Origin of the sequence: Sphingobacterium cellulitidis (assembly GCF_043187465.1) — a bacterium.
Classification (GTDB): Bacteria; Bacteroidota; Bacteroidia; order Sphingobacteriales; family Sphingobacteriaceae; genus Sphingobacterium; species Sphingobacterium cellulitidis.
Genome location: NZ_CP171136.1, coordinates 2,349,841 through 2,372,066 on the forward strand (window position 1 = coordinate 2,349,841; position 22,226 = coordinate 2,372,066).

Sequence of the window (22,226 nt, forward strand, 5' to 3'; positions counted from 1 at the left end):
AAAACCTTATAAAAAAAATAAAGCTTGAGTCAATCGGGCGATTGCTCAAGCTTTAAAAAATAACCTCTTATATGAGGTAATCAACCTAAACCTAAGACAAAGATAGATATTTACTTATATAAATTCCAAATTTATTCTAGGAAATAAACCGTATTCTAATGTATAAAATAATTAACTTGTTGGAAATCAGGAGAATAAAATTAAAAAAATAAAGGTTTTCAAACGGGGAGAATGAAAACCTTTAATAACCAATTATAAACCTAAATTATGATACCACAAAGATAGTGTACATTTTACACATATCCAAATCTTTTTTAAAATAAATTATTACCCTCCCCTGATTCCGGAGAAAATTGTTTATATTATATTTGAAAAAAACATTCAGAAATATGTTTACAGGCATCATAGAAACATTAGGAACAGTTAAGAAAATTGAGTTAGAACAAAGCAATATTCATTTCTTCATCGAATCATCCATTAGCGCAGAGCTCAAGATAGATCAAAGTGTATCCCACAACGGAGTTTGTTTAACGGTTGTTGGTCTTGAAGGTGATGAACATCAAGTCACTGCTATTCATGAAACATTAGAAAAAAGTAATTTAGGAAAGTTGAAGGTTGGCGATCTTGTAAATCTAGAGCGATGTGTTAAAGTAGATGGTCGTCTGGATGGACATATTGTACAAGGCCATGTGGATCAGACCGCGATTTGTACTGCAGTTGAGCCTCAGGAAGGTAGTGCAATCTATACCTTTGAATACGATTCAAAATTAAACAATATGACCGTTGAAAAAGGCTCTATCACTGTCAATGGAATTAGTTTAACAGTTGTGAATTCTGAAAAAAATAGCTTCTCAGTAGCGATTATACCTTACACCTTAGATCATACTAATCTTAAAACTATTGAGGTTGGTTCTACAGTGAATTTAGAGTTCGATATAATTGGGAAATATGTAAGCAAGCTGCTTGCTTTAAGAGATTAATAAAAAATGGGCTTTTTATACTGAAAAGCCCATTACTTCTTTTTTACGTTTTGATTTAAACTTCTCAGGAACGACATTTAAGATCTCATTCTTCAACATATTGATAGCATGTTTCTTGACGTAGTTTTGAGGAGTCACCAAACTGATTTCCCTAACAGGTTCAGGAGTTTTAAAATAACGTACATGAGCCAATTGATCCTCATCATAATTAGAAATGCTCATTTCTGGTAAAATGGTCAATCCACCATTCAAATCTACCATCCTCTTCAAAGTCTCTACACTCCCGGTATTATAATCAAAGGTTCCTTCCTTGGATTGGTTGTGCTTGTAATTGCAAATATTCAAAACCTGTCCCCGCATACAGTGGCCTTCATTTAACAACCACAATTTCTCATTCGAAATATCTTCAATATTGATCATTTTCTTCTCGAAGACCTGACTTTTTTCGGAAATATAAGCAACAAATGTTTCATAAAAGAGGGGGATTTCCTGAATTACCGGGTCATGCAACGGAGTGGATAGGATACCACAGTCCAAAGTTCCAATTTTCAATTCCTGAATGATTTGTTCTGTTGTATATTCCCAGATCTGTAATTTAAGCTTGTTGTATTTCTTCATAAAGCCTGAAATTACTGTAGGTAAAAGATATGGTGCGACAGTAGGTATTACACCAATTTTCAACTCTCCGGTCAATTCGCCACGTTCAGCTTGAAGAATCTCGGAGATTTTCTTGCTCTCGGTCAATACCGTTCTTGCCTGTTCGATAATTTTTTCGCCAATTTCTGTTGGAACAACAGGTTGGCGGCTTCTGTCAAATATTTTGACGCCTAAGGATTCCTCTAATTTTTGGATCTGCATACTTAAGGTAGGCTGTGTGACAAAACATTTTTCAGCAGCAGCAACAAAACTTCTGTAAGTGTCGACAGCAATAATATATTCTAATTGGACTAGAGTCATTCTATAAATTTTAACTATACAAATGTACTGAAGTTATCATGTTATTCGTAATCAGCATTTAAATAAGACATTAAACAAACAAAGCCTGGATAAATCCAGGCTTCATGTTAATCAACAGATCATTTTAATGATGATTCTGCTTGTATTTCATTTCTAAATCCAAGATGATATCTCGTTTTTTCCCTTCAATCAAGGATAAATTCCCGGCAACAAACACTCCCTTTTCATCGGTTTTAGTGTTTCTAATTCCGTACACTGAAGATTCATCCGCAGGATCTGATTCGCCTTCATATCTATACAAAACATCGATCTCATAAATTGCTGCTTCATCTGACAATTGATCAAACTCCACATTATAATCTATGGTATATCCTTTTTTAGACAGATTATCCAAGGCTTCTGTCATGGTTGCATATTTAAAAGTCTTATCCATTTTATATTTTTATATTCGTTTCTATAAAAACACATAACTTTGAGTATTGTTTCAATTAGATATAACAAAGTAAGAATTAGAACATGGCTCATATCCCCCCTCCTACAAAACACACAGCCCCAGAAGCATTTGAAAGATTACTCGACGTATTGAACACCTTAAGGATTGAATGTCCATGGGATAGAAAGCAAACCATGGAATCTTTGCGGCATTTGACAATCGAAGAGTTGTATGAGCTAACTGATGCCATTCTAGAAAAGGATTACCAGGAAATCAAAAAGGAACTCGGGGATATATTGATGCACCTTGTTTTTTATGCTAAAATAGCGGATGAAGAAAACCAATTTAATATTGTTGATGTCTTGAATGCCGTTTGCGACAAGTTAATTACTCGCCATCCTCATATTTATTCAGATACCCAGGTTAAAGATGATGAGGAAGTCAAACAAAATTGGGAATCTATAAAATTGAAAGAAGGCAATAAATCTGTTCTACAAGGTGTTCCGCAAAGTTTGCCAGCCTTAGTTAAAGCTTATCGTATTCAGGATAAGGTTCGTGGCGTTGGGTTTGATTGGGAGGATAAAACGGAAGTTTGGAATAAGGTTGAGGAGGAATTGGCAGAATTCAAGGCTGAATTTGATTTGAAAACTGGCACTATCGACCAAGAAAAAGCAGAAGCTGAATTTGGAGACCTCTTATTTTCTTTGATCAACTACGCTCGACATATTGGCATCAATCCCGAAAATGCCCTTGAAAAAACCAACAAAAAATTCATCCATAGATTTACCTATTTGGAGGCTAAAGCAGCCGAAAATGGACAGGTATTAAAAGACATGACTTTGGAGGAAATGGATGTTTACTGGAATGAAGCTAAAAAGCTGAAATAATTGGACTTCTGTTATTTTCTTGATAACTTTAATACGGTACAAAACCAATCGTATGCAAATTCTTTTGAAGTTTCTAAAGTGGCTTGGAATAATCCTCGGATCAGTTTTATTAGTAGCCGTAGTCTATTTATATGCAACAGGTAAAGACTTTCTAATCAAAGGCGTTTATGTCACTTATCTTCATGGGCACAAAACTGCATACTTAGACGATTATCGATTTTTTGATAACCATAGCATCGATATTGGTCAGCCTCAACCTTGGAATATTTCAAAAGAATATAACTCTGTCAAAATTACAGATAGCTTAAAAAGCATCCATGAAAGATGGAAGTCAGTGGCTTATATGATCATTCATAAAGACAGTATCTGGTTTGAGGAGTACTATGATGGATATTCAGATTCTTCAAGATCCAATTCCTTCTCGATGGCAAAAAGTATGGTGGCAGCCCTATTAGGAAAAACCATTGAAGCTGGCCAAGTAAAAAGCCTTCAACAGAAGGTTAAGGATTTTGTGCCCGAATTGATTGGTCCATATGCGGACTCCTTAAAAATGGTTGACTTAGTTTCCATGAGTTCAGGTATGAAATGGGATGAAAGTTATTACGATCCATTCTCAATTACCACCCGATTATATTTTGACAAGGATATTGTTGGCACCTTGGATCAACTCCCAATCAATAATCAACCAGGTCAAGAATTTATTTATAAAAGTGGTGATACCCAACTTTTAGGCATTGCTCTTCAACGAGCGACTAAAAAGTCCTTATCTGAATTACTATCAGAATATTTCTGGAAACCAATGGGTGCTGAACATACTGCATTATGGCAGGTGGACAGTGAGAAAAATGGAATTGAAAAAGCATATTGTTGTGTGGCCTCAAATGCTCGTGATTTTGCAAGATTTGGCAAGTTGTATTTGCAACATGGCCAATGGAATGGAAATCAACTTTTAGACTCTGCTTACATCCAACAATCGGTTACCAATACTTTCCCGGCATCACCTGAATATGGATACGGTTGGTGGATTGGAAAATACAAGGACAAAGATTACTTCTATATGGATGGCCACTTGGGGCAATATGTTATTGTAATCCCTCAGGATGATTTAATCATCGTTCGTCTAGGACATGGAATTGGTGGTAAACCAAGAAGTAATCCCGGATCAGCTTTCTATAATTTTATCGAACAGGCATATATTATGCTAGGCAACAGAGTCAACAATAATTAGCCAAACTCCTGTAATAAAGCGGTTCTATAGATAATATTTGTATTTTTGCTGCAATGAAAGAATTAGCAGTAATATTCGATATGGATGGCGTAATTGCCCACACTAATCCATACCATGCCCAAGCCTTTGAAGCATTTTTTGACAAATATCAAATCCCATATTCTGATGAAGAATTCGAGAAACATATGTATGGCAAACACAATAGCTATATTTTCACTCATTTCTTCAAAAGACATATTGCAGGTGAAGAGTTATTAAGTCTAGAAAGAGAAAAAGAAGGACTTTTCAGAGAAATCTACAAATCTGAAGCAAAGCCAATCCCTTATTTACCGGATTTTCTAAATAACTTAAAAGAGAATAATATCAAAACTGGAGTTGCTACCTCGGCTCCGCGTGCCAATATGGACTTAATTCTAAATGTATTGGAAATCAGAAATTTTTTTCAATCCACGCTAGGATCTGAAAATGTAGAATTACATAAACCTCATCCTGAAGTTTATTTGAAGTCAGCAAATAACCTAAACATGAACCCACAACATTGTTTTGTTTTTGAAGATTCATTTTCAGGAGTTACTGCAGGATTAAATGCAGACATGAATGTAATTGGCGTTCTCAGCTCGCACAAAAAGGAAGATTTGCCGGTTTGTCTGGATTATATTGACAACTATAAAAATATGAGCGTAGATAGACTAAAATCACTTTACGAGCAACATGTGGGATAGTGCATTAGAACTAATTCCCTCTCCTGCCGCATGGATCCTCTATTTCTTCTGCGCCATGCTTATTGGAGTTTCTAAAACTGGTATTCAAAACGTAGGAACCTTTACCATTCCTATGTTTGCGATCTTGTTTGGAGCGAAATTTTCTACGGGGATAGTTTTAATTCTATTATGTATGGCTGATTTATTGGCTGTAATCTATTATCGGAAGCAATTTATTTGGTCAGAAATAAAATCCATGCTTCCCTTTTCCATGTTGGGCTTATTTATAGGATTGTTTGTAGGGGAATATATTGATGATGGAACCTTTAAATTTATTATGGGTGCTTGTATATTCATCAGTGTGCTTTTGATGATTTGGGGAACCAATAAGGCCAAAAAAAGTCAGGACAGCAAGGATTTTACAGATAACTGGTGGTATTCACCTGCATTCGGATTACTAGTAGGTTTCTCGACGATGATTGGCAATGCTGCCGGACCAGCCCTGACTATTTATCTGTTGACTCGAAAACTCAATAAGGTAACCTTGGTGGCTACTGGAGCTTGGTTCATTATGATTCTCAACTTCTCCAAAATTCCATTGCAGCTATTCGTTTGGAAGAACCTGAGCTGGGAAGGCATTATTTTAAATTGCTTAGCTATTCCCTTTATTTTATTGGGAGGTTATATAGGTATCAAACTTGTCAAAGTTATTCCCGAGAAGGAATTTAAGATCGTTATTCTAGCTTTAGTCATCATATCTTCATTGATGCTGATGTTTGGCTAATAAATCAAAATTTAATAGAAAAAGAAGGTGTCTAAAAAGGCACCTTCTTTTGTTTTAATACCTTTCTTGATCTCAATTATATTTTAAACAATATTAAGCTGCAAGTCGATTTTCTGTACTTTTCATCACGCTGATAGCTTGATTTATCGCAAATAGGGAGTTGTTGCCACCAGGTTTACCAATTAAAGTTTTGCTTTCCCACTTTTTTGCCCATTTTCTTAGGTTATGGGCAATAGCCATCAATCCGAACTCCACAGTAACTTTCTCGAGTCCTTTCATACTAAAGCGGGTAAACTTGTTGTTGCTTTTCATCTGTCCAAATACCGCTTCGACTTCCACGGGTCTTTTGCTTCGATGGTATAGCCCTTGTGTCGATAGTAGTCTTTCTCTAGCTTTAGCCTTGAGCCAAGCAAGGCGGTGATTGACTTCAATCAGACGATTGCCCTGTGCTTTATGACACCCATCACGCATCGGACAGCCCTCACATCGCTGAGCTTGATAGCAGCTCACCTGGGCGGCATATCCGTTGGTACTGACCCTGGTTGTTTGTCCGACAAAGCTTAGTTTCTGTCCTGCCGGACACACATAAAAATCCTCCTGATCATTGTAATATAGGTTCTGTACCGAAAAAGGATCCTGCTTATGCTTTCGCTTCTGCTCCATATGGAAGTAATTGTACTTGATAAAAGCGGTTATATCCTGTCCTTCCAACAACTCATAGTTCTGCTCACTGCCATATCCGGCATCTGCGACGATTGACTCACTTTGTTTTCCGTAACGGGACTCAAAGCCTTCCAAATGTTCCGGTAGGGTTGTCGTGTCTGCGGTAGTCTGATGGATACTGTAATGGGTGATGAACTGTTCCTCGGTACTGATCTGTGTATTGTAGGCGGGTTTGAGTTGACCGTTCTTCATGTGATCCTCTTTCATGCGCATAAACACAGCATCGGTATCGGTCTTACTATAACTATTGCGATCCCCTAGTATTTTCAGCTGTTCTTCATATTTCTGCAATCGTGGCAAGTAGTCATCTTCGAGTTTCTTAAGCTGCTTATCGGTAGACTTATTGGCCACTTTGAGCTTTGCATTGATCGCTTTGATCTTTTCCTTCAGCTGCGTGCTGTCGATAGCCTTGCTAACTTCTTGATTGCCTAATGTAGATTGGTCTTGGGTAATCTGCGCATCAATATCGGCAAGAACCGAAGCGATGTTCGCTTCTAACTTTACCTTGTTTTTCTCAACCGATTTCTTCCATACAAACGTATAACGACCAGCTGCAGATTCGATCTTGGTACCATCAACATACTGAACTTTCAGGCTGACGTACTCCATTTCATGTAACATCCGGACGATACTTGCAAACAACTCCTGTATTTGCCCCTTAAGACGCTTCCCCCTGAAATAGTTGATCGTACGATAATCAGGGGTACTGTTGCCAGAAAGCCACATGAAATAGATGTTCTCTTGTAAGGCGCGTTCAATCTTTCGGCAAGAATAGATATTGCTTAAATAGGCGTAGAACAACACTTTGATGAGCATCCGGGGATGGAAACTAGTAGTGCCTCCCCCTTTATAAAGTCGGATAATATGATCCAGATCCAACTGATCAACAACCTGATTCACCAACCGAACAGGATGGTTCAATGGAATACGATCAAAAATATTTTCAGGAAATAGACTCGGACTATTGGATGGAAGAGCTTTGAATTGTATGTTTGCCATATTGTTTTTTGGGTGCACCTTAAGATACTAAATCTTAAGGACAAAAAACAGAAAACCCCGCCATTTTTTAATGACGGGGTTATTTTTTTTTAGAGACCTTTTTAGACAGCCCCTTTTTCTATTATTTATAATCGTCTAGTTTAAAACGATGTTGTGTCGACAGGAACCTCAGAGTTCTCTGTTTCCGGAGCCTTATCAATTAACTCCATAAACTGATCAAGTTTAGGGGTAATGATAATCTGAGTTCTACGGTTTTTAGATTTTCCGTCTGCACTATTGTTGCTAGCAACTGGGTTGTATTCACCACGTCCACCAGCGGTCAAGCGTTTAGGATCTACACCATAAGTGTTCTGTAATGCTTGAACAACAGAAGATGCTCTCAAGGTACTTAAATCCCAGTTGTTACGAATATTTGGTTTCGAAATCGGGTCTGTATCGGTATTACCCTCGATCAACACATCGTAATCTTTATAATCTTGGATGATCTTAGCAATTTTTGATAAAGTCTCGCCCGCACGGTCTGAAATTTCATAACTTCCTGATTTATACAACATATTATCAGATAATGAAATATAAACCACACCTTTTAACACTTGAACATCAACATCTTGCATTTCTTCACGGCTAAGTGAACGAGTCAAGTTGTTTGTCAACACCATATTAAGTGAATCACTTTTTTGTTTGGTATTTACTAAATGTTGAATGTATTTATTAGAGGCGTTGATTTCATCCACCAATTTGGAAATATTGACATTTCCTTGCGTATTTTGGTTAATACTATTATCCAAAGTTCCTTGAAGTTTTGCTAAAGCTTCTCTCAATCCTGCATTATTCTTCCTTTCAATCTCAAGCTGTTCTTCTAAACTTTTCACTCTGGTTTTGCTTTCAGCAAGGTCTAATTGACTTTGGTTATATTTATCACCCAATTCTTTATACTGAGCTTCCAAAGCTCGGTGTGTTTTCTTGCTAACTCCACAAGAGGATATCAACAAGGCTGACATTAATAATAATGGTACGCTAATTCTCTTAATCATAACGCTTGATTTTGTTTTTATTCGTATTTATTACGCTAATGTTAAGCAAAAGGAATGCCTTTTATCTAAAATTAACTTTTATTAACTCTAAATTTTCTATTAAATCTCCTTTTCAGCTCAATAAACGAAGATTATTGTCGAAATATTTTATTTTAAATGTAAAACCAAAATTTCATATTAATGCCAAAAAAGAAAAATTATATTATCGTTTTTCGGTAAAATTATTTTTAAACATTTCCAATTCTAAGGACTGAAGTTTTCTACTTTTTATCTTAAAAATAAATATTGGGAATCAAATGAATATGGTTAATATTTATCCATAAAAAAAGTCTTGAGATCGGGGAGATTTCAAGACTTAACTAACCAATTATTAACCTAAATTATGAATACTAGCTTATATTCAAAGTTTGTGCCAAAAAAATAATTCCACATTATTTTATGTCATTTTACATTCAAAAGCTCAAATACCAATCATTAATGATAATTTTGTCCATGCAACATTTGAATACCTACCTTAAAAATCTAAACATAGAAGCACTAAATCCTATGCAGGAAGAAGTACTTCAACAGTTTAGTACAGACCGTGACTTTGTTCTTCTCTCTCCTACTGGATCAGGTAAAACATTAGCTTTTAGCCTTTTACTTTTCAAATTACTAGGAGACAATTTCTCTAAAGGCACCAAAGCTATGATTGTGGTTCCTACCAGAGAGCTTGCTCTACAGATTGAATCTGTAATCAAGCAAATGAACAGTGCCTTAAATGTTGCCTTATTATATGGTGGAAATAATAGCCAGATTGAAAAAGATAAGCTTAAACAACAACCTGCCTTAATCATAGGAACACCAGGAAGAATAATTTATCATATTGACCGGGTTCCAAATCTACTTGAAGGATGCCATACGCTGGTATTGGATGAGTTTGATAAGTCATTAGAACTTGGATTTCAAGATCAATTGAGTTATATCGTAAGGGCGAGCAGAGATGTAAAACATAAAATCCTAACCTCCGCAACGGATATGGAAGAGATTCCAGCATTCCTAGAATTAAACAACCCTATCAAATTAGACAATGTTGACAGTCATGGCTTAAGACCAGACTTGAGTTATTATAAGGTGATGACCAGCTCTAAATTAAAACTGGAGTCACTTTTTAAATTACTTTGCAAGATTGGCGATGAAAGGGTTTTGGTTTTTTGTAATCACCGCGAAGCTGTAGACAATATATCTGATATTTTAGAAGGAAAAGGAATTCAAAGCATCCCATACCATGGTGGTCTTGAACAATTTATTCGGGAATTGACCATAGTTAAGATTAAAAACGGTAGCCAAAATATTCTAATTACCACAGACCTTGCAGCACGTGGTCTTGATATTCCGGAGATGAACCATGTCGTTCATTATCAATTTCCTTATAAGGAAGATGAATTTATTCATAGAAATGGTCGTGCGGGTAGAAATGGTCAAAAGGGCTATGTATATGGTATTCTATCTGATGATGATCGTGGAGCTAATTATTTAGATGGAGCAGAAACGCTCGAACTAGACGGTTTTTATCCGATTCCTGCCGAACCAGAATTCAAAACATTAAGGATTAACGCTGGTAAAAAGCAAAAAGTCAATAAAATTGATATTGTCGGTTATATCTTAAACTTACCGGAAATTACGAAGGAAGATTTAGGTCTTATCGTTGTCAAACCAAATGATTCCTACGTCGCAATCCGTGCTGATTTAGCCAATAAAGTAGTGAAGAACGGAACGAACGGAAAAATAAAAGGTCAGAAAGTAAGAATTAACTTAATTTGATTTCTTGATATGTTTTAGAATCGTTGCTGGAACCAGGTGATTGATATCACCATTATTTTTCCAGATATCACGGACGATTGTTGAAGAAATATGGGCCTCTCCACTCCTGCTTACCAAAAAGTAAGTTTCGATTTGAGGGGCCAATAAAAGATTGTTCTGAGCAATAATGTTTTCATAATCTAGGTCAGTCCCATTACGAAGACCTCTTAAAATAAACTGAGCACCAATGGATAAACAATAATCCACCGTCAATCCATTATAAAAACTAACCTCTACCTGTTCATTATCTGCAAACAATTCAGAAATGGATAATTTGCGACTCTCCACATCCATCATCCCAACCTTTGAACTATTGATGCCAATAGCAATATAGATTTTATCAAATAGCGGTAAAGCTCTATTTATCAAATCCTGATGTGCAATGGTAAATGGATCAAAGGATCCTGGAAAAACTGCGATTCTCATAATTATTTAGAATAAAAGCTAAATGATGAATTTCCATATTGTCGGGTTTCAACAAAATTTGGATGATCAATCATCTTGCGGTTACTTGGATGTTCTACAATTAAAAGTCCCCCCACTTTCAATAAATCATTTTCAATGACCAAAGCCGCTAACATGGGTAACTGACCTAAGTCATAAGGTGGATCAGCAAAAATCAAATCATATTGTTCCTTATCAGATTTGATAAACTTAAATACATCCGCTTTACGAGCTTTAATTTGCAATAAGTTTAATTTCTTGGCTGTATCTGTTATATAAATTACACATTTGCCATGTAAATCAACCGAATTGACCTTTCCTACTCCTCTCGAAGCAAGTTCGAAAGAAATATTCCCAGTCCCGGCAAATAAATCCAAACAGTCCAATCCATCAAAATCAATCCGATTATTTAAGATATTGAATAATGCTTCTTTTGCAATATCTGTGGTTGGTCTGACAGGTAAATTTTGGGGAGGATTCAACCTCAATCCTGCTGCCTTTCCTCCAATTATTCGCATGTAGGTAAATCTATTAAATAACTTCTCGAAAACTGATTTGACTCTTCGTCCAAGGAAATACTCGGTTTATTGGCTGAGATCTCAATTACCTCATCAGAGTACGTCTTTAACTTTTGAATAAAGGAATGGTCCACATCCAATCCTGAATATAAAACCTTATTAACCTTTTTATCTATTCCAAAATTCTCAAATAGGTTTAAGATAAAATAACTCAAATCATCATCGCTAACAACTTCAAAGGTATTATAAAACTTAAATTGACCATTGATAAATAGATAGATATCAGCAGTATTATCATCAAATACAACACCTAGAACATCCCCTTTCAATGGAATAAATGGTCTTGCTTGTAATAGATTTAATTTAAACTCAGGAACGAACTTAGCATCAGGAAATAGGGTTTTCCAACGATGGTGCAATAATACATCCAATTGATAGAATGCCTGAATTTGCAAGAACTCAACTGCAGTTTGACTCATTTCCTGTGCAGGATTCTCCATGAATTCCTGGTATTTATCCAAGTCATCTTCTTGATATAAATCATCAGGAACAAAAGTTAAATTATGCGTAGGAATACTCACGTAAACCTTCTGAAATGGCAGAGATAATAGTTTTAGAGCCTCTTCTGAAGGATTATGGCTCTCAAAATTCATATACACCAAAAGTTGATGATCTTGATCTAAAACATAAAGCTTATCATATTGATAATTCGCTTTTACAATTAGTGTATAATGCGATATATAATGTAAATGAAATTGTTTCGAAGTATAATTCATTCCTTGCAGATGGTATAAACACAAAATTAGTTTTAAAAATTGGATTGACCAACCTTTTGGATAACTTTGGGTTGTGCAAATAAAAAACAGCCTTTTACAACAGTTTTCTCATCAAGCAACCCAACAGCAAGTCGAAGTATTTGAAATTCTCGGTGAATTCCTACATACTTTTGCCGTTGAATCCTGCTTTATACTAAAAGGCTATGCCGGTACTGGTAAAACGAGTATCATTTCTGCATTGGTAAAATCCTTACCTCGATTTCATAAAAGATCTGTTTTATTAGCTCCGACCGGACGTGCCGCCAAGGTGATGTCTTCTTATTCTGGTCGGAATGCCTTGACCATTCATAAAAAGATCTATAGAAAGAAAAATGCCGTATCACTGGATATGCAATTCAGCCTAGCTGACAATACACATGAAAACACCTTGTTTATTGTCGATGAGGCTTCCATGATCAGTAATGAAGGGCATAGTATGTTTTCTAATGGATTATTGCATGATTTAATCGAATATGTTCAGTCTGGAGAAAATTGCACCCTTATGTTGGTTGGTGATATTGCACAGTTGCCTCCAGTTGGACTTGAAACCAGTCCTGCATTAGATCCTGAATACATGAACGCTGAATTTGGATTAGAGATTTTCAGCTATGAAATGACAGATGTCGTTCGTCAGGATAAGAACTCCGGAATTCTATATAATGCCACAAAAATCCGTAATGAAATTCGATTGGATGAAGAATTTGCGGAATATAGCTACCCGCAATTCGTCACTAAATCATTCAAGGACATTTTTAGGATGAATGGGGAGCGATTGATTGAAGGTCTTCATTATGCTTATGATAAGTTTGGTATCCAAAATGCCATGGTTATTTGCCGATCCAACAAGTCAGCAAACCTATATAATCAGCATATTCGAAATCAAATATTGTTCAGGGATGAGGAAATCACAGGTGGAGATATCGTCATGGTCGTGAAAAACAATTACTATTGGCTTCAGGACAATGACGAAAAAAATACCGGATTCATCGCTAATGGTGATATGGCGGTTATCAAGAAAGTCAGTAATGTCCATGAAATGCATGGCTTTAGGTTCGCTGACCTATATCTCGAGTTTATGGACAACAATGAGGGCGATGCCATTCGTTGTAGGGTTCTTCTAGATAGTTTATATGTTGATTCACCCAACCTACCCTATGAACAACAACAGAAACTATATAATAGCATTGCGGAGGATTATCAAGACATCTATGCAAAAAAAGATCGTATGGAGGCCATTAAAAAAGACCCTTATTATAACGCTTTGCAGATTAAATTCGCCTACGCCATCACTTGCCATAAAGCCCAAGGTGGACAGTGGCCATTGGTCTTTATAGATCAAGGCTATATGAATGATGACATGTTGAATACGGAATTTATGCGCTGGCTCTATACCGCAATAACCCGGGCGACTCAGGAACTCTTCTTGGTCAATTTCAATGAAAAATTCTACGAAGCCTAAACCTATCAAAAATAATACATGATCCCTTCTTTATTAGGTCGATAAATAGATATTTTCGCTCTTTCAAATATTGACTTAATTAATGTAATGAAGTACTTTTTCTCTTTTATTTTTTTATTAACCTTTGTTATTTCAAATGGACAAGATAAGTCCAATCTTACAAAGCCTAATTATCAACTTGCATCTAAATTCTCACCAAGCAAACTCAGTAAATTAATCTTCTCTACTGAAGTAAATCCCAACTGGATCAATTTTGGTGACAAGTTTTGGTATGAATACAATACCCCAAAAGGTAAAAAATGGTATCTCGTAGACCCCAAAACTAAAAAGAAGTCCGAGCTGTTTGACCATGCTGATATGGCAGCAAGAATTACATCCATTGTAAAGAATCCTTTTGATGCTCAACACCTGGATATCCGAAACCTACGTTTCATGGATGATGAGAACCTTATCCGTTTTGAGGTTCAAAGTACTAAGGATACGGTCAAATCTAAAGATGAAATCAAGAAATTGACAAATAAAAAGGATACGATCAAAAAGAAGCTTTATTACTTTGAATATAATCTGAGCAATAATAATCTTAAAGAACTAAGCGAAGAAAGTAAAGAAAAAACCAAATTATTCTGGGCTAACTTCAATCCTGATACCAGTAGGGTTTACTACGCTAAAAATTACAACCTATATTGGATGGATTATAGCAATTACCTGAAAGCTCAAAAAGATGAGAAGGATTCTACCATTGTTGAACATCAAATCACGACGGATGGCGTGCAATATTATGCTTGGGGTGGTGATGAATATAGTGTCACGACAGGAGATAAAAAATCGGAGGATGAGGACAAGAAAAAGAGAAAACCGGTTTGGATAAACTGGTCTCCGAATGGTAAATATTTTACTTTGACTCGTAAGGACAACCGGGAGTATAGCGCTCTATGGGTAATCAATAATGTTGCGAAAACCCGACCTACCCTGGAAACCTATAAGTATTTGATGCCAGGTGAAACAGATTCTACTGAAGTTGAGCTTTATATTTTCGATAGCAACACCTTAAAGCCTAGACAAATCAATGTTTCAGCTTTTAAAAACCAAACCATAAGTTTGTGGAACAAGGATCGCAATAAAGAAAGCTACAAAGGAAAGCATTATATCAATTATTGGTTGGGGAATGATGAGGAATTTTATATCGCTAGATCAAGCCGTGATTTAAAACGAATTGATATCGTTGCAGTCAATACCAATGGCGAAACTAGAACTTTGGTAGAAGAACGTTCAAACGTTTACCAAGATGTTAAAAAACCATATTTTATCAATAATGGAAATCAATTTATCCATTGGTCTCAACGTGATGGATGGGGACATTTCTACCTATACGACAAAAATGGAAAACTGATCAATCAAATTACAAAAGGTGAATTCCATTGTGATGATCTAACAAGATATAATGAGGCAACAGGAACCTTATACTTTAAGGCCAATGGTAAAGAAAAAGACCTTGATCCATATTATACCTTCTATTACTCTGTAAATAAAAATGGGGGTCCCGTAAAATTATTGACTCCTGGAGATTTTGATCATCAGGTTTTAACTAGCGAATCCAGCAATTATTTTGTTGACAACTATTCGAGAGTAAACACTGCTCCTATTAGTAACCTGTATAATGCATCAGGCCAGCTTGTTATGAAATTGGAAGAAACAGACCTTTCTAATCTTTTTGCTGCTGGTTATAAATTCCCTGAGCCATTTAAAGTAAAAGCTGGTGACGGCATTACAGATTTATACGGGGTGATGTACAAACCCTTTGATTTTGACTCAACCAAAACCTATCCTATTATTGAATATGTGTATCCAGGACCTCAAACTGAAGCAGTGAACAAAAGCTTCGGTCGATCGATGGACCGTATTGACCGTTTAGCGCAAATGGGATTCATCGTTATTTCGGTAGGTAACCGTGGTGGCCATCCATCCCGTTCTAAATGGTACCACACTTATGGATATGGAAACCTCCGGGATTATGGCTTGGAAGACAAAAAGGTGGTTGCTGAACAATTGGCTGATAAATACTCATTTATTGATGTCAGCAGAGTTGGAATCACTGGACACTCTGGTGGTGGATTTATGTCTACTGCTGCGATGTTGGTATACCCAGATTTCTTTAAGGTAGCCGTTTCTGGTGCTGGAAATCATGAAAACAATATCTATAACCGTTGGTGGAGTGAAAGACACCATGGAGTAAAAGAAGAAGTTAGTGCAAAAGGGGATACAACCTTCTCTTATAACATCCAAAGAAATACTGAACTGGCGAAAAACCTAAAAGGTAAATTATTGATCGTAACTGGTGACATTGATAATAATGTGCACCCTGCGAACTCAATCCGTATGGTTGATGCCTTAATCAGAGCGAATAAAAGATTTGATTTCTTACTATTGCCTGGCCAAAGACATGGATTTGGCGATATGACTGAATATTTCTTCTGGAGAATGGCAGATTATTTCAGCCAGCACTTATTGGGTGCTTCTGAAATGAATGAAGTCGATATCATGGAAATGAACAGGGATAAACCAATGAAATAATATCCTGAAAAATCATATTTTCTTTCTATTTTAAAGACTTATTATTTCAATAGAAAATATGCCTGATCAAAATACTAGTCATTTTATAGAAGCCCTAAAGCATTTTGGGGCTTCTGACTTGAATGAGGAAATCCTAAAGGAGGTTAGCTTGGAACAGTTGCTAAAATGGAGTAAGGATGACCCGGATCAAAGACTTTGTTTTCGAAGTTCCTGGGCTTTGGAACACCTGCTATTAAAGAAAAATCAACTCTTTAATTCTACCAATAATCAGTTGGTTGAGAATTTTAAAACCTTAAAAAATTGGAGTGCATTAAGAAGTTATACCAAATTGATAATGTGGTTATTATCTAAATCCAACAAAACTATTAAATTATCAGATGATCAAAGGGAAATTATCTTGGAAAAGACCTTTGATATTCTAGAAGACAGCGATTGCCCGATTGCAGTTAAGGTCAATGGCTTTGATATATTATACCGATTGATACCTTATTATGATTGGTTGGCAAAGGAATTAGGTTTATTGATAGAACTAAACCTTGAAAAAGAAAATACCCCTGCCTTAAAAAGCAGAGGTGCCTATATCTTAAAAAGACTAAGAAATTAGCCTAAAATAATGTATTTCCTTTATTATGGGTTTTCCCCAAATGCTTAAAGGCTAATTCAGTACATTCCCTTCCTCTGGAAGTTCGCATTAAATATCCTTCCTGAATCAAGAATGGCTCATAAACCTCTTCAATCGTTCCTTCGTCTTCTCCTACAGCAGTTGCAATAGTCTTAAGACCTACTGGACCGCCTTTAAATTTCTCAATAATCGTACTTAAAATGCGATTATCCATCTCATCCAATCCATGCTCATCAACGTTTAATGCATTCAGAGCAAACTGCGAAATGGCCTTGTCAATGGAACCATTGCCTTTGATCTGAGCAAAATCACGGGTCCTTCTCAATAAGGCATTCGCAATCCTTGGGGTTCCTCGACTTCTGCGCGCAATTTCAAAGGCCCCTTCTTCTGAAATAGGAACATTCAAGATAATTGCCGATCGCATGACGATGTCTGTTAATAATTTTGAATCATAATATTGAAGCCTCGAATTGATTCCGAAACGAGCACGCAAGGGTGCAGTCAATAATCCGGAACGAGTAGTAGCACCAACTAAGGTAAATGGATTCAATGATATCTGCACAGAACGGGCATTAGGGCCTGTTTCCAGCATGATGTCAATTTTGAAGTCCTCCATAGCGGAATAGAGGTATTCTTCAACTAGAGGGCTTAAACGGTGGATTTCATCAATAAAAAGAATATCTCCTTCTTCCAGGTTGGTCAAGAGCCCAGCTAAATCGCCTGGCTTATCCAATACAGGTCCTGAAGTGATTTTTATCCCTACTCCCATTTCATTGGCAATGATATGAGATAAGGTAGTTTTTCCTAATCCCGGAGGGCCATGCAATAAAACGTGGTCTAAGGCTTCTCCACGTAATTTCGCCGCCTTTACGAATATAGATAGGTTCTCCAATATCTTTGCCTGACCAGTAAAATCGTCAAAACTCTGCGGACGAAGTACCCTCTCCAAATCTTTATCAGTCGGCGTCAGTCTCTCTGGGTTGGGATCAAGGTTTTCATTCATATCTTAGAACACAAATCTTAATTTAATAATTATCTCTCGTAATTTTTAAATAAACTTCCAAGTTTCATCTGTATTACACCAAAGAAAGCTTCTTTAAAAATCTTTGTACTCATTTTCGAAGTTCCCAAGGTTCTATCCGTAAAAATAATAGGAATTTCGACAACATTAAAGCCATATTGGATGGCTGTAAATTTCATTTCAATCTGGAAAGCATATCCAACAAACTTGATCTTGTCCAAAGGAATGGTTTCCAAAACTTCCCGACGGAAACAAACAAACCCCGCGGTAGCATCCTGAATCTTGATCCTTGTAATCAGACGCACATAAGCCGAAGCAAAATATGACATCAAAACCCGATTCATCGGCCAGTTGACAACATTTACCCCTTTAATATATCGAGAACCAATCGCCATATCAGCACCGCCATTTTTACAAGTATCCCGTAATCGGATGAGATCATCTGGATTATGACTAAAATCTGCATCCATCTCAAAAATAAATTCATAGGACCTTTGCAGGGCCCATTTGAATCCATGAATATAGGCAGTTCCTAATCCCAATTTCCCTTTCCTCTCTTCTATAAAAAGTCTGCCTGAAAATTCTGTTGCTTGTAAGGCTTTTACAATATTGGCCGTCCCATCAGGAGAACCATCATCTACAATAAGAATATCAAATTCAATCTCTAATGTAAAGACCTTTCGAATTATTCTCTCTATGTTTTCCTTCTCGTTGTAGGTAGGAATGATAACTATGCTGTCTGACACGCTATATTTTTTAATGCGGTAAAGTTAAGCAATTAGAACCAAACTAATAAGGACTCTCTGACAAGATATAATCATAAAAAAGCCGAATAAATAACTTATTCGGCTTAATTTCTAATTCACTCCATGCATGAGCTTTTTTATAAATGGAGAGAGGATAATCAAAATTGCTCCCGCAATTAATGAATATAAGCCTAACTGCTTATAACCCTCCGTATAAGTTATTAATTTATCGACCAAAGTATCGCCTTCTCTAGCTTGTGCCATGCTCGCACCAATCAATCCGGCAACATATTGACCATACGCACTTGCTAAAAACCACATACCCATCATTATTCCTTGCAACTTGGCTGGTGATAATTTGGTCATAATGGATAGACCTATCGGTGATAAACATAATTCACCAATCGTAATGACCAAAAGAGCCCCAGTAAAAATATCCAATGAGGTAATACCCCCTGTAGCGAAAAATCTGGTTGCATATAGTACGTAGTATCCTAATCCTAAAAACAAGAACCCTAATCCGAATTTAATAATCGTATTCGGTTCCAATTTACGCTTCGCTAACCATAACCATAATAAACCAAATAATGGCGCTAGAATAATGATAAACAAAGCTCCTCCAGAATTATTTACTCCATTTGGATCAAGTCGGATTGCACCGCCTAGAACGGTATCATTTAAGTTCTTTGCCGCAAAAATACTCAGGGAGCCACCGCTTTGTTCGTAAATCCCCCAAAATACAATGGAAAATAATATGAATACAAGCGCAGCAACCAACTTATGGAATTCCTTCTTTTCAACTTTTGACATTTCATAAAACAGATATATCAAAGTCAAAGGACCAATTATGGCCATAAAATAATTGGTATACTCAGTTTTTGAAACCATGATCTGAATCAATGGAATAAATAACAAGGTCCCGATATAAACGGCATATTCAACCCACTTCGGCAATGCTTTAGATTGAATAATCGCATCTGGATGCCCTGGTTGTAATCCAATTGGACCTAACTCATGTTTCGTAAATTGAAAATTGATCAAACTGATCAACATACCTACTGCAGCTAGTCCAAAAGCAACATTCCAACGATATGCTTCATCGATTACTGAACTCAACATATAGCCCTTCCCAATAGCAACACAGATATAGCCCCCTAAGAATGCACCTAGGTTAATACCTGCATAGAATAAGGAAAATCCTGCATCACGACGGTTATCACCATCTTTATACAGTTCTCCGACCATCGTAGAAATGTTTGGCTTAAAAAATCCTGTACCAATAATGATAAAGGCTAAACCGAAATAAAAAAACTGATGGGTATCAATGGATAATAGTGCGGAGCCCACAATCATCAACAAACCTCCAAAAAACAAAGACTTCCGAAATCCTAGAATCTTATCTGCAAATAATCCTCCGATAAAAGTAAATGCATAAACAAAGGCTTGGGTAGCTCCATATTGAAGGTTGGCTTCACTTTCACCAAAATTTAATTGGGTAATCATAAAGAATACCAACATCCCGCGCATCCCGTAAAAACAGAATCGCTCCCACATCTCAGAAAAAAATAACCTCCAGATCTGTTTGGGGTATTTTCCCGAAAAATTTTGAATCTCCGCAAGAGATTCTTGTGCTTTAGTAGCCATAATAAATGTAATAATTGGTTCTATTTAACACCATGCATCAATTTCTTCACAACTGGATTCAATAACATCACCAACAAACCGGCAGCAATTGGAACAATTGTAAAAATCAAGAAAAAGGTACTTAATGAATATTCCTTCGTAATATTATCGATCTGACCACCTAAAATCGCAGCTAACTTATTTCCAATAGCTAAAGCTAAATACCACATCCCAAACATAAACCCAATCATTCGTGCTGGAGCTAATTTAGATACATAGGATAAGCCCACTGGCGATAAGCATAACTCGCCGAGTGTATGGAACATATAGGCCAGAATCAGCCATACCATCGAAACCTTCACTCCTGCCTGTAATCCATTCGCACCAAAAGCTAATAGCCCAAATCCTATAGCCATGATAATTAATCCCATACCATATTTTACGGTAGCAGGTGGATTATATTTTGAATCCCAAATTTTAGAAACGAAATTGGCAAAGGTGATGATAAAGAATGAGTTCATGATGGAAAACCATGAAACAGCAATTTCTGAAGATTCAGCTGTGAATTCCTTATAAAGCATCCATAATGCAATTCCCCAAATCCCTCCAAAACAAAGCATTTGCACCAAATTGGATAATGGCGCTTTTCCAAAAGTTTTCTTGGTTAACATTGCTACAGCGTAGGTAACAAATAATAATGGAACAACCGTTAATAAACTATTGATCACATTGAATGCCATCAAAGAATCTCCAGATAAACTTCTGTCAACACTATCCCGCGCAAATATCACTAATGAAGAAGCCCCTTGTTCAAAGGACATCCAAAAGAAAATAACGAAGAAAGCAAAGATGATGACTGCTATCAATCGGTCCCGAACAACTTTTGTATATCTAGTTAAACGCGAAATAACAACAAATAGGAACAAGATTAAAGCCGCTATTATGGCTACATTCTGTCCTGCCATGGAACCAATTTGCAAACTAGATAATATATCTATTCCTGAAATCTTAGAAAGTGGATCATTGAAAGCATATCCAAGACCTAAAATAGTCATGATTACGATTAGAATAATATCTAGACCTGTAAATGGATTAGGTTTATCATCTGGATTTTCAGCACGCATTGCCTCAGCTTTCGCTTCTTTCTGCTCTGCTGTAGGAGGATCACCAACGGTTCCGAAAATAGGTTTGGCAAACCAAAATTGAAGAGTTCCTAAAAACATAAAAATCCCCGCTAGACCAAATCCCCAGTGCCATCCTACTTTCTCACCCAAATAACCACATAACATCATCCCAAAAAATGCACCTGAATTTACACCCATGTAAAAGATAGTATAGGCAGCATCTTTTTTCTGAGGAAACTTCTTGTACATTTCTGACAGAATGGAAGTCATATTCGGTTTAAAAAAACCGGTTCCTAATACTAGTGCTCCTAAGCCAAGATACAAGAATAATGGAGTATCAAAGGCCATAAACAAGTGCCCTAAGGTCATAATCGCAGCTCCTATTACAATCGCATAACGATAGCCGAGATACTTATCTGCTAATATTCCTCCAAAAATTGGAGAAATGTATAATAACATCGCGTAGGTACCATACAATGCTCCTGCTTGAACTGGATCCCAACCCCATCCTGAAAAAGGACTGCCGGAAATAATCGCACTGGTTAAAAAATTGATCAAGAGGACACGCATCCCATAAAAAGAAAAACGCTCCCACATCTCCGTGAAAAACAAGACAAATAGCCCCGAGGGATGACCCAAAACCAAATTCCCATCCAGTCCCTGCTTCTCTAATTCCGCTGAAAATGAAGCATCTGTAGATTTACTCATAAACTAT

20 protein-coding genes are annotated in these 22,226 nt (G+C 36.6%); 9 read left to right on the plus strand and 11 right to left on the minus strand.

Going from position 1 to position 22,226, the window contains the following annotated elements:
- The first annotated feature begins 389 nt into the window (after positions 1-389).
- Complete coding sequence (locus ACF3OC_RS10465; RefSeq protein ID WP_094281772.1) at positions 390-980, plus strand: riboflavin synthase; 591 nt, start codon at positions 390-392, stop codon at positions 978-980.
- Positions 981-995: 15 nt separating this feature from the next.
- Here ACF3OC_RS10465 and ACF3OC_RS10470 read toward each other — a convergent pair whose 3' ends face one another.
- Both ACF3OC_RS10470 and ACF3OC_RS10475 read right to left on the minus strand, forming a co-directional pair.
- A complete protein-coding gene (locus ACF3OC_RS10470; RefSeq protein ID WP_094281774.1) occupies positions 996-1,937 on the minus strand; it encodes a hydrogen peroxide-inducible genes activator in 942 nt (313 codons plus the stop codon).
- Between the two features lie 124 nt (positions 1,938-2,061).
- Positions 2,062-2,370 (minus strand): hypothetical protein, encoded by a 309-nt coding sequence (locus tag ACF3OC_RS10475; RefSeq protein WP_094256489.1) that lies wholly within the window; start codon positions 2,368-2,370, stop codon positions 2,062-2,064.
- Between the two features lie 83 nt (positions 2,371-2,453).
- Between ACF3OC_RS10475 and mazG the strand changes: the two genes are divergently transcribed.
- The 4 genes from mazG to ACF3OC_RS10495 are packed head-to-tail and all read left to right on the plus strand — an operon-like array spanning position 2,454 to position 5,970.
- Positions 2,454-3,257 carry a nucleoside triphosphate pyrophosphohydrolase gene (gene mazG, locus ACF3OC_RS10480; RefSeq protein ID WP_094281776.1) on the plus strand — a complete coding sequence of 268 codons (804 nt, stop codon included), beginning with the start codon at positions 2,454-2,456 and terminating at the stop codon, positions 3,255-3,257.
- A 52-nt stretch (positions 3,258-3,309) separates the two neighbouring features.
- A complete protein-coding gene (locus ACF3OC_RS10485; RefSeq protein WP_094281778.1) occupies positions 3,310-4,485 on the plus strand; it encodes a serine hydrolase in 1,176 nt (391 codons plus the stop codon).
- A 53-nt stretch (positions 4,486-4,538) separates the two neighbouring features.
- A complete protein-coding gene (locus tag ACF3OC_RS10490) occupies positions 4,539-5,207 on the plus strand; it encodes an HAD family phosphatase (protein WP_094281780.1) in 669 nt (222 codons plus the stop codon).
- Positions 5,197-5,970 (plus strand): sulfite exporter TauE/SafE family protein, encoded by a 774-nt coding sequence (locus ACF3OC_RS10495; RefSeq protein ID WP_094281782.1) that lies wholly within the window; start codon positions 5,197-5,199, stop codon positions 5,968-5,970. Before ACF3OC_RS10490 ends, ACF3OC_RS10495 begins: the two co-directional genes overlap by 11 nt.
- A 93-nt stretch (positions 5,971-6,063) precedes the next feature.
- Here the strand turns inward: ACF3OC_RS10495 and ACF3OC_RS10500 are convergent, their stop codons facing one another.
- Positions 6,064-7,692, minus strand: a complete 1,629-nt coding sequence (locus ACF3OC_RS10500; protein WP_277712172.1) for an IS1182 family transposase — start codon at positions 7,690-7,692, stop codon at positions 6,064-6,066.
- A 140-nt stretch (positions 7,693-7,832) separates the two neighbouring features.
- A complete protein-coding gene (locus tag ACF3OC_RS10505) occupies positions 7,833-8,726 on the minus strand; it encodes a flagellar motor protein MotB (protein WP_094281784.1) in 894 nt (297 codons plus the stop codon).
- Between the two features lie 546 nt (positions 8,727-9,272).
- Here ACF3OC_RS10505 and ACF3OC_RS10510 point away from each other — a divergent pair.
- On the plus strand, positions 9,273-10,529 hold the full coding sequence (locus tag ACF3OC_RS10510) for a DEAD/DEAH box helicase (protein ID WP_179221512.1): 1,257 nt from the start codon (positions 9,273-9,275) through the stop codon (positions 10,527-10,529).
- Here the strand turns inward: ACF3OC_RS10510 and coaD are convergent.
- From coaD to ACF3OC_RS10525, 3 genes are read right to left on the minus strand one after another with little or no spacing between them, the layout of a single operon-like run.
- Positions 10,521-10,994, minus strand: coding sequence for a pantetheine-phosphate adenylyltransferase (gene coaD / locus ACF3OC_RS10515; RefSeq protein WP_094256497.1), 474 nt, complete (start codon positions 10,992-10,994; stop codon positions 10,521-10,523). The two genes, ACF3OC_RS10510 and coaD, sit on opposite strands and share 9 nt — an antisense overlap.
- Positions 10,995-10,996: 2 nt before the next feature.
- A complete protein-coding gene (locus ACF3OC_RS10520; RefSeq protein WP_392469155.1) occupies positions 10,997-11,530 on the minus strand; it encodes an RsmD family RNA methyltransferase in 534 nt (177 codons plus the stop codon).
- Entirely contained in the window at positions 11,521-12,306 is a 786-nt protein-coding gene (locus ACF3OC_RS10525) for a DUF3822 family protein (RefSeq protein WP_392469156.1), read from the minus strand. Before ACF3OC_RS10525 ends, ACF3OC_RS10520 begins: the two co-directional genes overlap by 10 nt.
- Before the next feature lie 73 nt (positions 12,307-12,379).
- On the opposite strand from ACF3OC_RS10525, the gene ACF3OC_RS10530 reads away from it, so the two are divergent.
- From ACF3OC_RS10530 to ACF3OC_RS10540, 3 genes are all read left to right on the plus strand, one after another.
- Entirely contained in the window at positions 12,380-13,804 is a 1,425-nt protein-coding gene (locus tag ACF3OC_RS10530) for an ATP-dependent RecD-like DNA helicase (protein WP_392469157.1), read from the plus strand.
- Between the two features lie 87 nt (positions 13,805-13,891).
- On the plus strand, positions 13,892-16,375 hold the full coding sequence (locus ACF3OC_RS10535; RefSeq protein ID WP_182498580.1) for a DPP IV N-terminal domain-containing protein: 2,484 nt from the start codon (positions 13,892-13,894) through the stop codon (positions 16,373-16,375).
- A gap of 58 nt (positions 16,376-16,433) precedes the next feature.
- Positions 16,434-16,979 (plus strand): hypothetical protein, encoded by a 546-nt coding sequence (locus tag ACF3OC_RS10540; RefSeq protein ID WP_392469158.1) that lies wholly within the window; start codon positions 16,434-16,436, stop codon positions 16,977-16,979.
- Between the two features lies 1 nt (position 16,980).
- Here the strand turns inward: ACF3OC_RS10540 and ruvB are convergent, their stop codons facing one another.
- The 4 genes from ruvB to ACF3OC_RS10560 form a co-directional block, all read right to left on the minus strand.
- Positions 16,981-18,000, minus strand: a complete 1,020-nt coding sequence (ruvB, locus tag ACF3OC_RS10545; RefSeq protein ID WP_094256503.1) for a Holliday junction branch migration DNA helicase RuvB — start codon at positions 17,998-18,000, stop codon at positions 16,981-16,983.
- Positions 18,001-18,029: 29 nt separating this feature from the next.
- The gene (locus ACF3OC_RS10550) at positions 18,030-18,764 is read right to left on the minus strand and encodes a polyprenol monophosphomannose synthase (RefSeq protein WP_094256504.1); all 735 of its coding nucleotides are present in this window, start codon (positions 18,762-18,764) and stop codon (positions 18,030-18,032) included.
- A gap of 111 nt (positions 18,765-18,875) precedes the next feature.
- The gene (locus tag ACF3OC_RS10555) at positions 18,876-20,408 is read right to left on the minus strand and encodes a peptide MFS transporter (RefSeq protein WP_094256505.1); all 1,533 of its coding nucleotides are present in this window, start codon (positions 20,406-20,408) and stop codon (positions 18,876-18,878) included.
- A gap of 20 nt (positions 20,409-20,428) precedes the next feature.
- Entirely contained in the window at positions 20,429-22,219 is a 1,791-nt protein-coding gene (locus tag ACF3OC_RS10560) for a peptide MFS transporter (protein WP_094256506.1), read from the minus strand.
- Between the last annotated feature and the right edge of the window lie 7 nt (positions 22,220-22,226).

What these genes read in the sequence shown, in the direction of transcription:
- ACF3OC_RS10495 (WP_094281782.1), top strand. Translation starts at nt 5,197, where the DNA reads ATGTGGGATAGTGCATTAGAACTAATTCCCTCTCCTGCCGCATGGATC.
- ACF3OC_RS10465 (WP_094281772.1), top strand. Translation starts at nt 390, where the DNA reads ATGTTTACAGGCATCATAGAAACATTAGGAACAGTTAAGAAAATTGAG.
- ACF3OC_RS10525 (WP_392469156.1), bottom strand. Translation starts at nt 12,306, where the DNA reads ATGAATTATACTTCGAAACAATTTCATTTACATTATATATCGCATTAT.
- ruvB (WP_094256503.1), bottom strand. Translation starts at nt 18,000, where the DNA reads ATGAATGAAAACCTTGATCCCAACCCAGAGAGACTGACGCCGACTGAT.
- ACF3OC_RS10510 (WP_179221512.1), top strand. Translation starts at nt 9,273, where the DNA reads ATGCAGGAAGAAGTACTTCAACAGTTTAGTACAGACCGTGACTTTGTT.
- ACF3OC_RS10505 (WP_094281784.1), bottom strand. Translation starts at nt 8,726, where the DNA reads ATGATTAAGAGAATTAGCGTACCATTATTATTAATGTCAGCCTTGTTG.
- ACF3OC_RS10520 (WP_392469155.1), bottom strand. Translation starts at nt 11,530, where the DNA reads ATGCGAATAATTGGAGGAAAGGCAGCAGGATTGAGGTTGAATCCTCCC.
- ACF3OC_RS10485 (WP_094281778.1), top strand. Translation starts at nt 3,310, where the DNA reads ATGCAAATTCTTTTGAAGTTTCTAAAGTGGCTTGGAATAATCCTCGGA.
- ACF3OC_RS10490 (WP_094281780.1), top strand. Translation starts at nt 4,539, where the DNA reads ATGAAAGAATTAGCAGTAATATTCGATATGGATGGCGTAATTGCCCAC.
- ACF3OC_RS10540 (WP_392469158.1), top strand. Translation starts at nt 16,434, where the DNA reads ATGCCTGATCAAAATACTAGTCATTTTATAGAAGCCCTAAAGCATTTT.
- ACF3OC_RS10500 (WP_277712172.1), bottom strand. Translation starts at nt 7,692, where the DNA reads ATGGCAAACATACAATTCAAAGCTCTTCCATCCAATAGTCCGAGTCTA.
- ACF3OC_RS10535 (WP_182498580.1), top strand. Translation starts at nt 13,892, where the DNA reads ATGAAGTACTTTTTCTCTTTTATTTTTTTATTAACCTTTGTTATTTCA.
- coaD (WP_094256497.1), bottom strand. Translation starts at nt 10,994, where the DNA reads ATGAGAATCGCAGTTTTTCCAGGATCCTTTGATCCATTTACCATTGCA.
- ACF3OC_RS10555 (WP_094256505.1), bottom strand. Translation starts at nt 20,408, where the DNA reads ATGGCTACTAAAGCACAAGAATCTCTTGCGGAGATTCAAAATTTTTCG.
- ACF3OC_RS10470 (WP_094281774.1), bottom strand. Translation starts at nt 1,937, where the DNA reads ATGACTCTAGTCCAATTAGAATATATTATTGCTGTCGACACTTACAGA.
- mazG (WP_094281776.1), top strand. Translation starts at nt 2,454, where the DNA reads ATGGCTCATATCCCCCCTCCTACAAAACACACAGCCCCAGAAGCATTT.
- ACF3OC_RS10475 (WP_094256489.1), bottom strand. Translation starts at nt 2,370, where the DNA reads ATGGATAAGACTTTTAAATATGCAACCATGACAGAAGCCTTGGATAAT.
- ACF3OC_RS10560 (WP_094256506.1), bottom strand. Translation starts at nt 22,219, where the DNA reads ATGAGTAAATCTACAGATGCTTCATTTTCAGCGGAATTAGAGAAGCAG.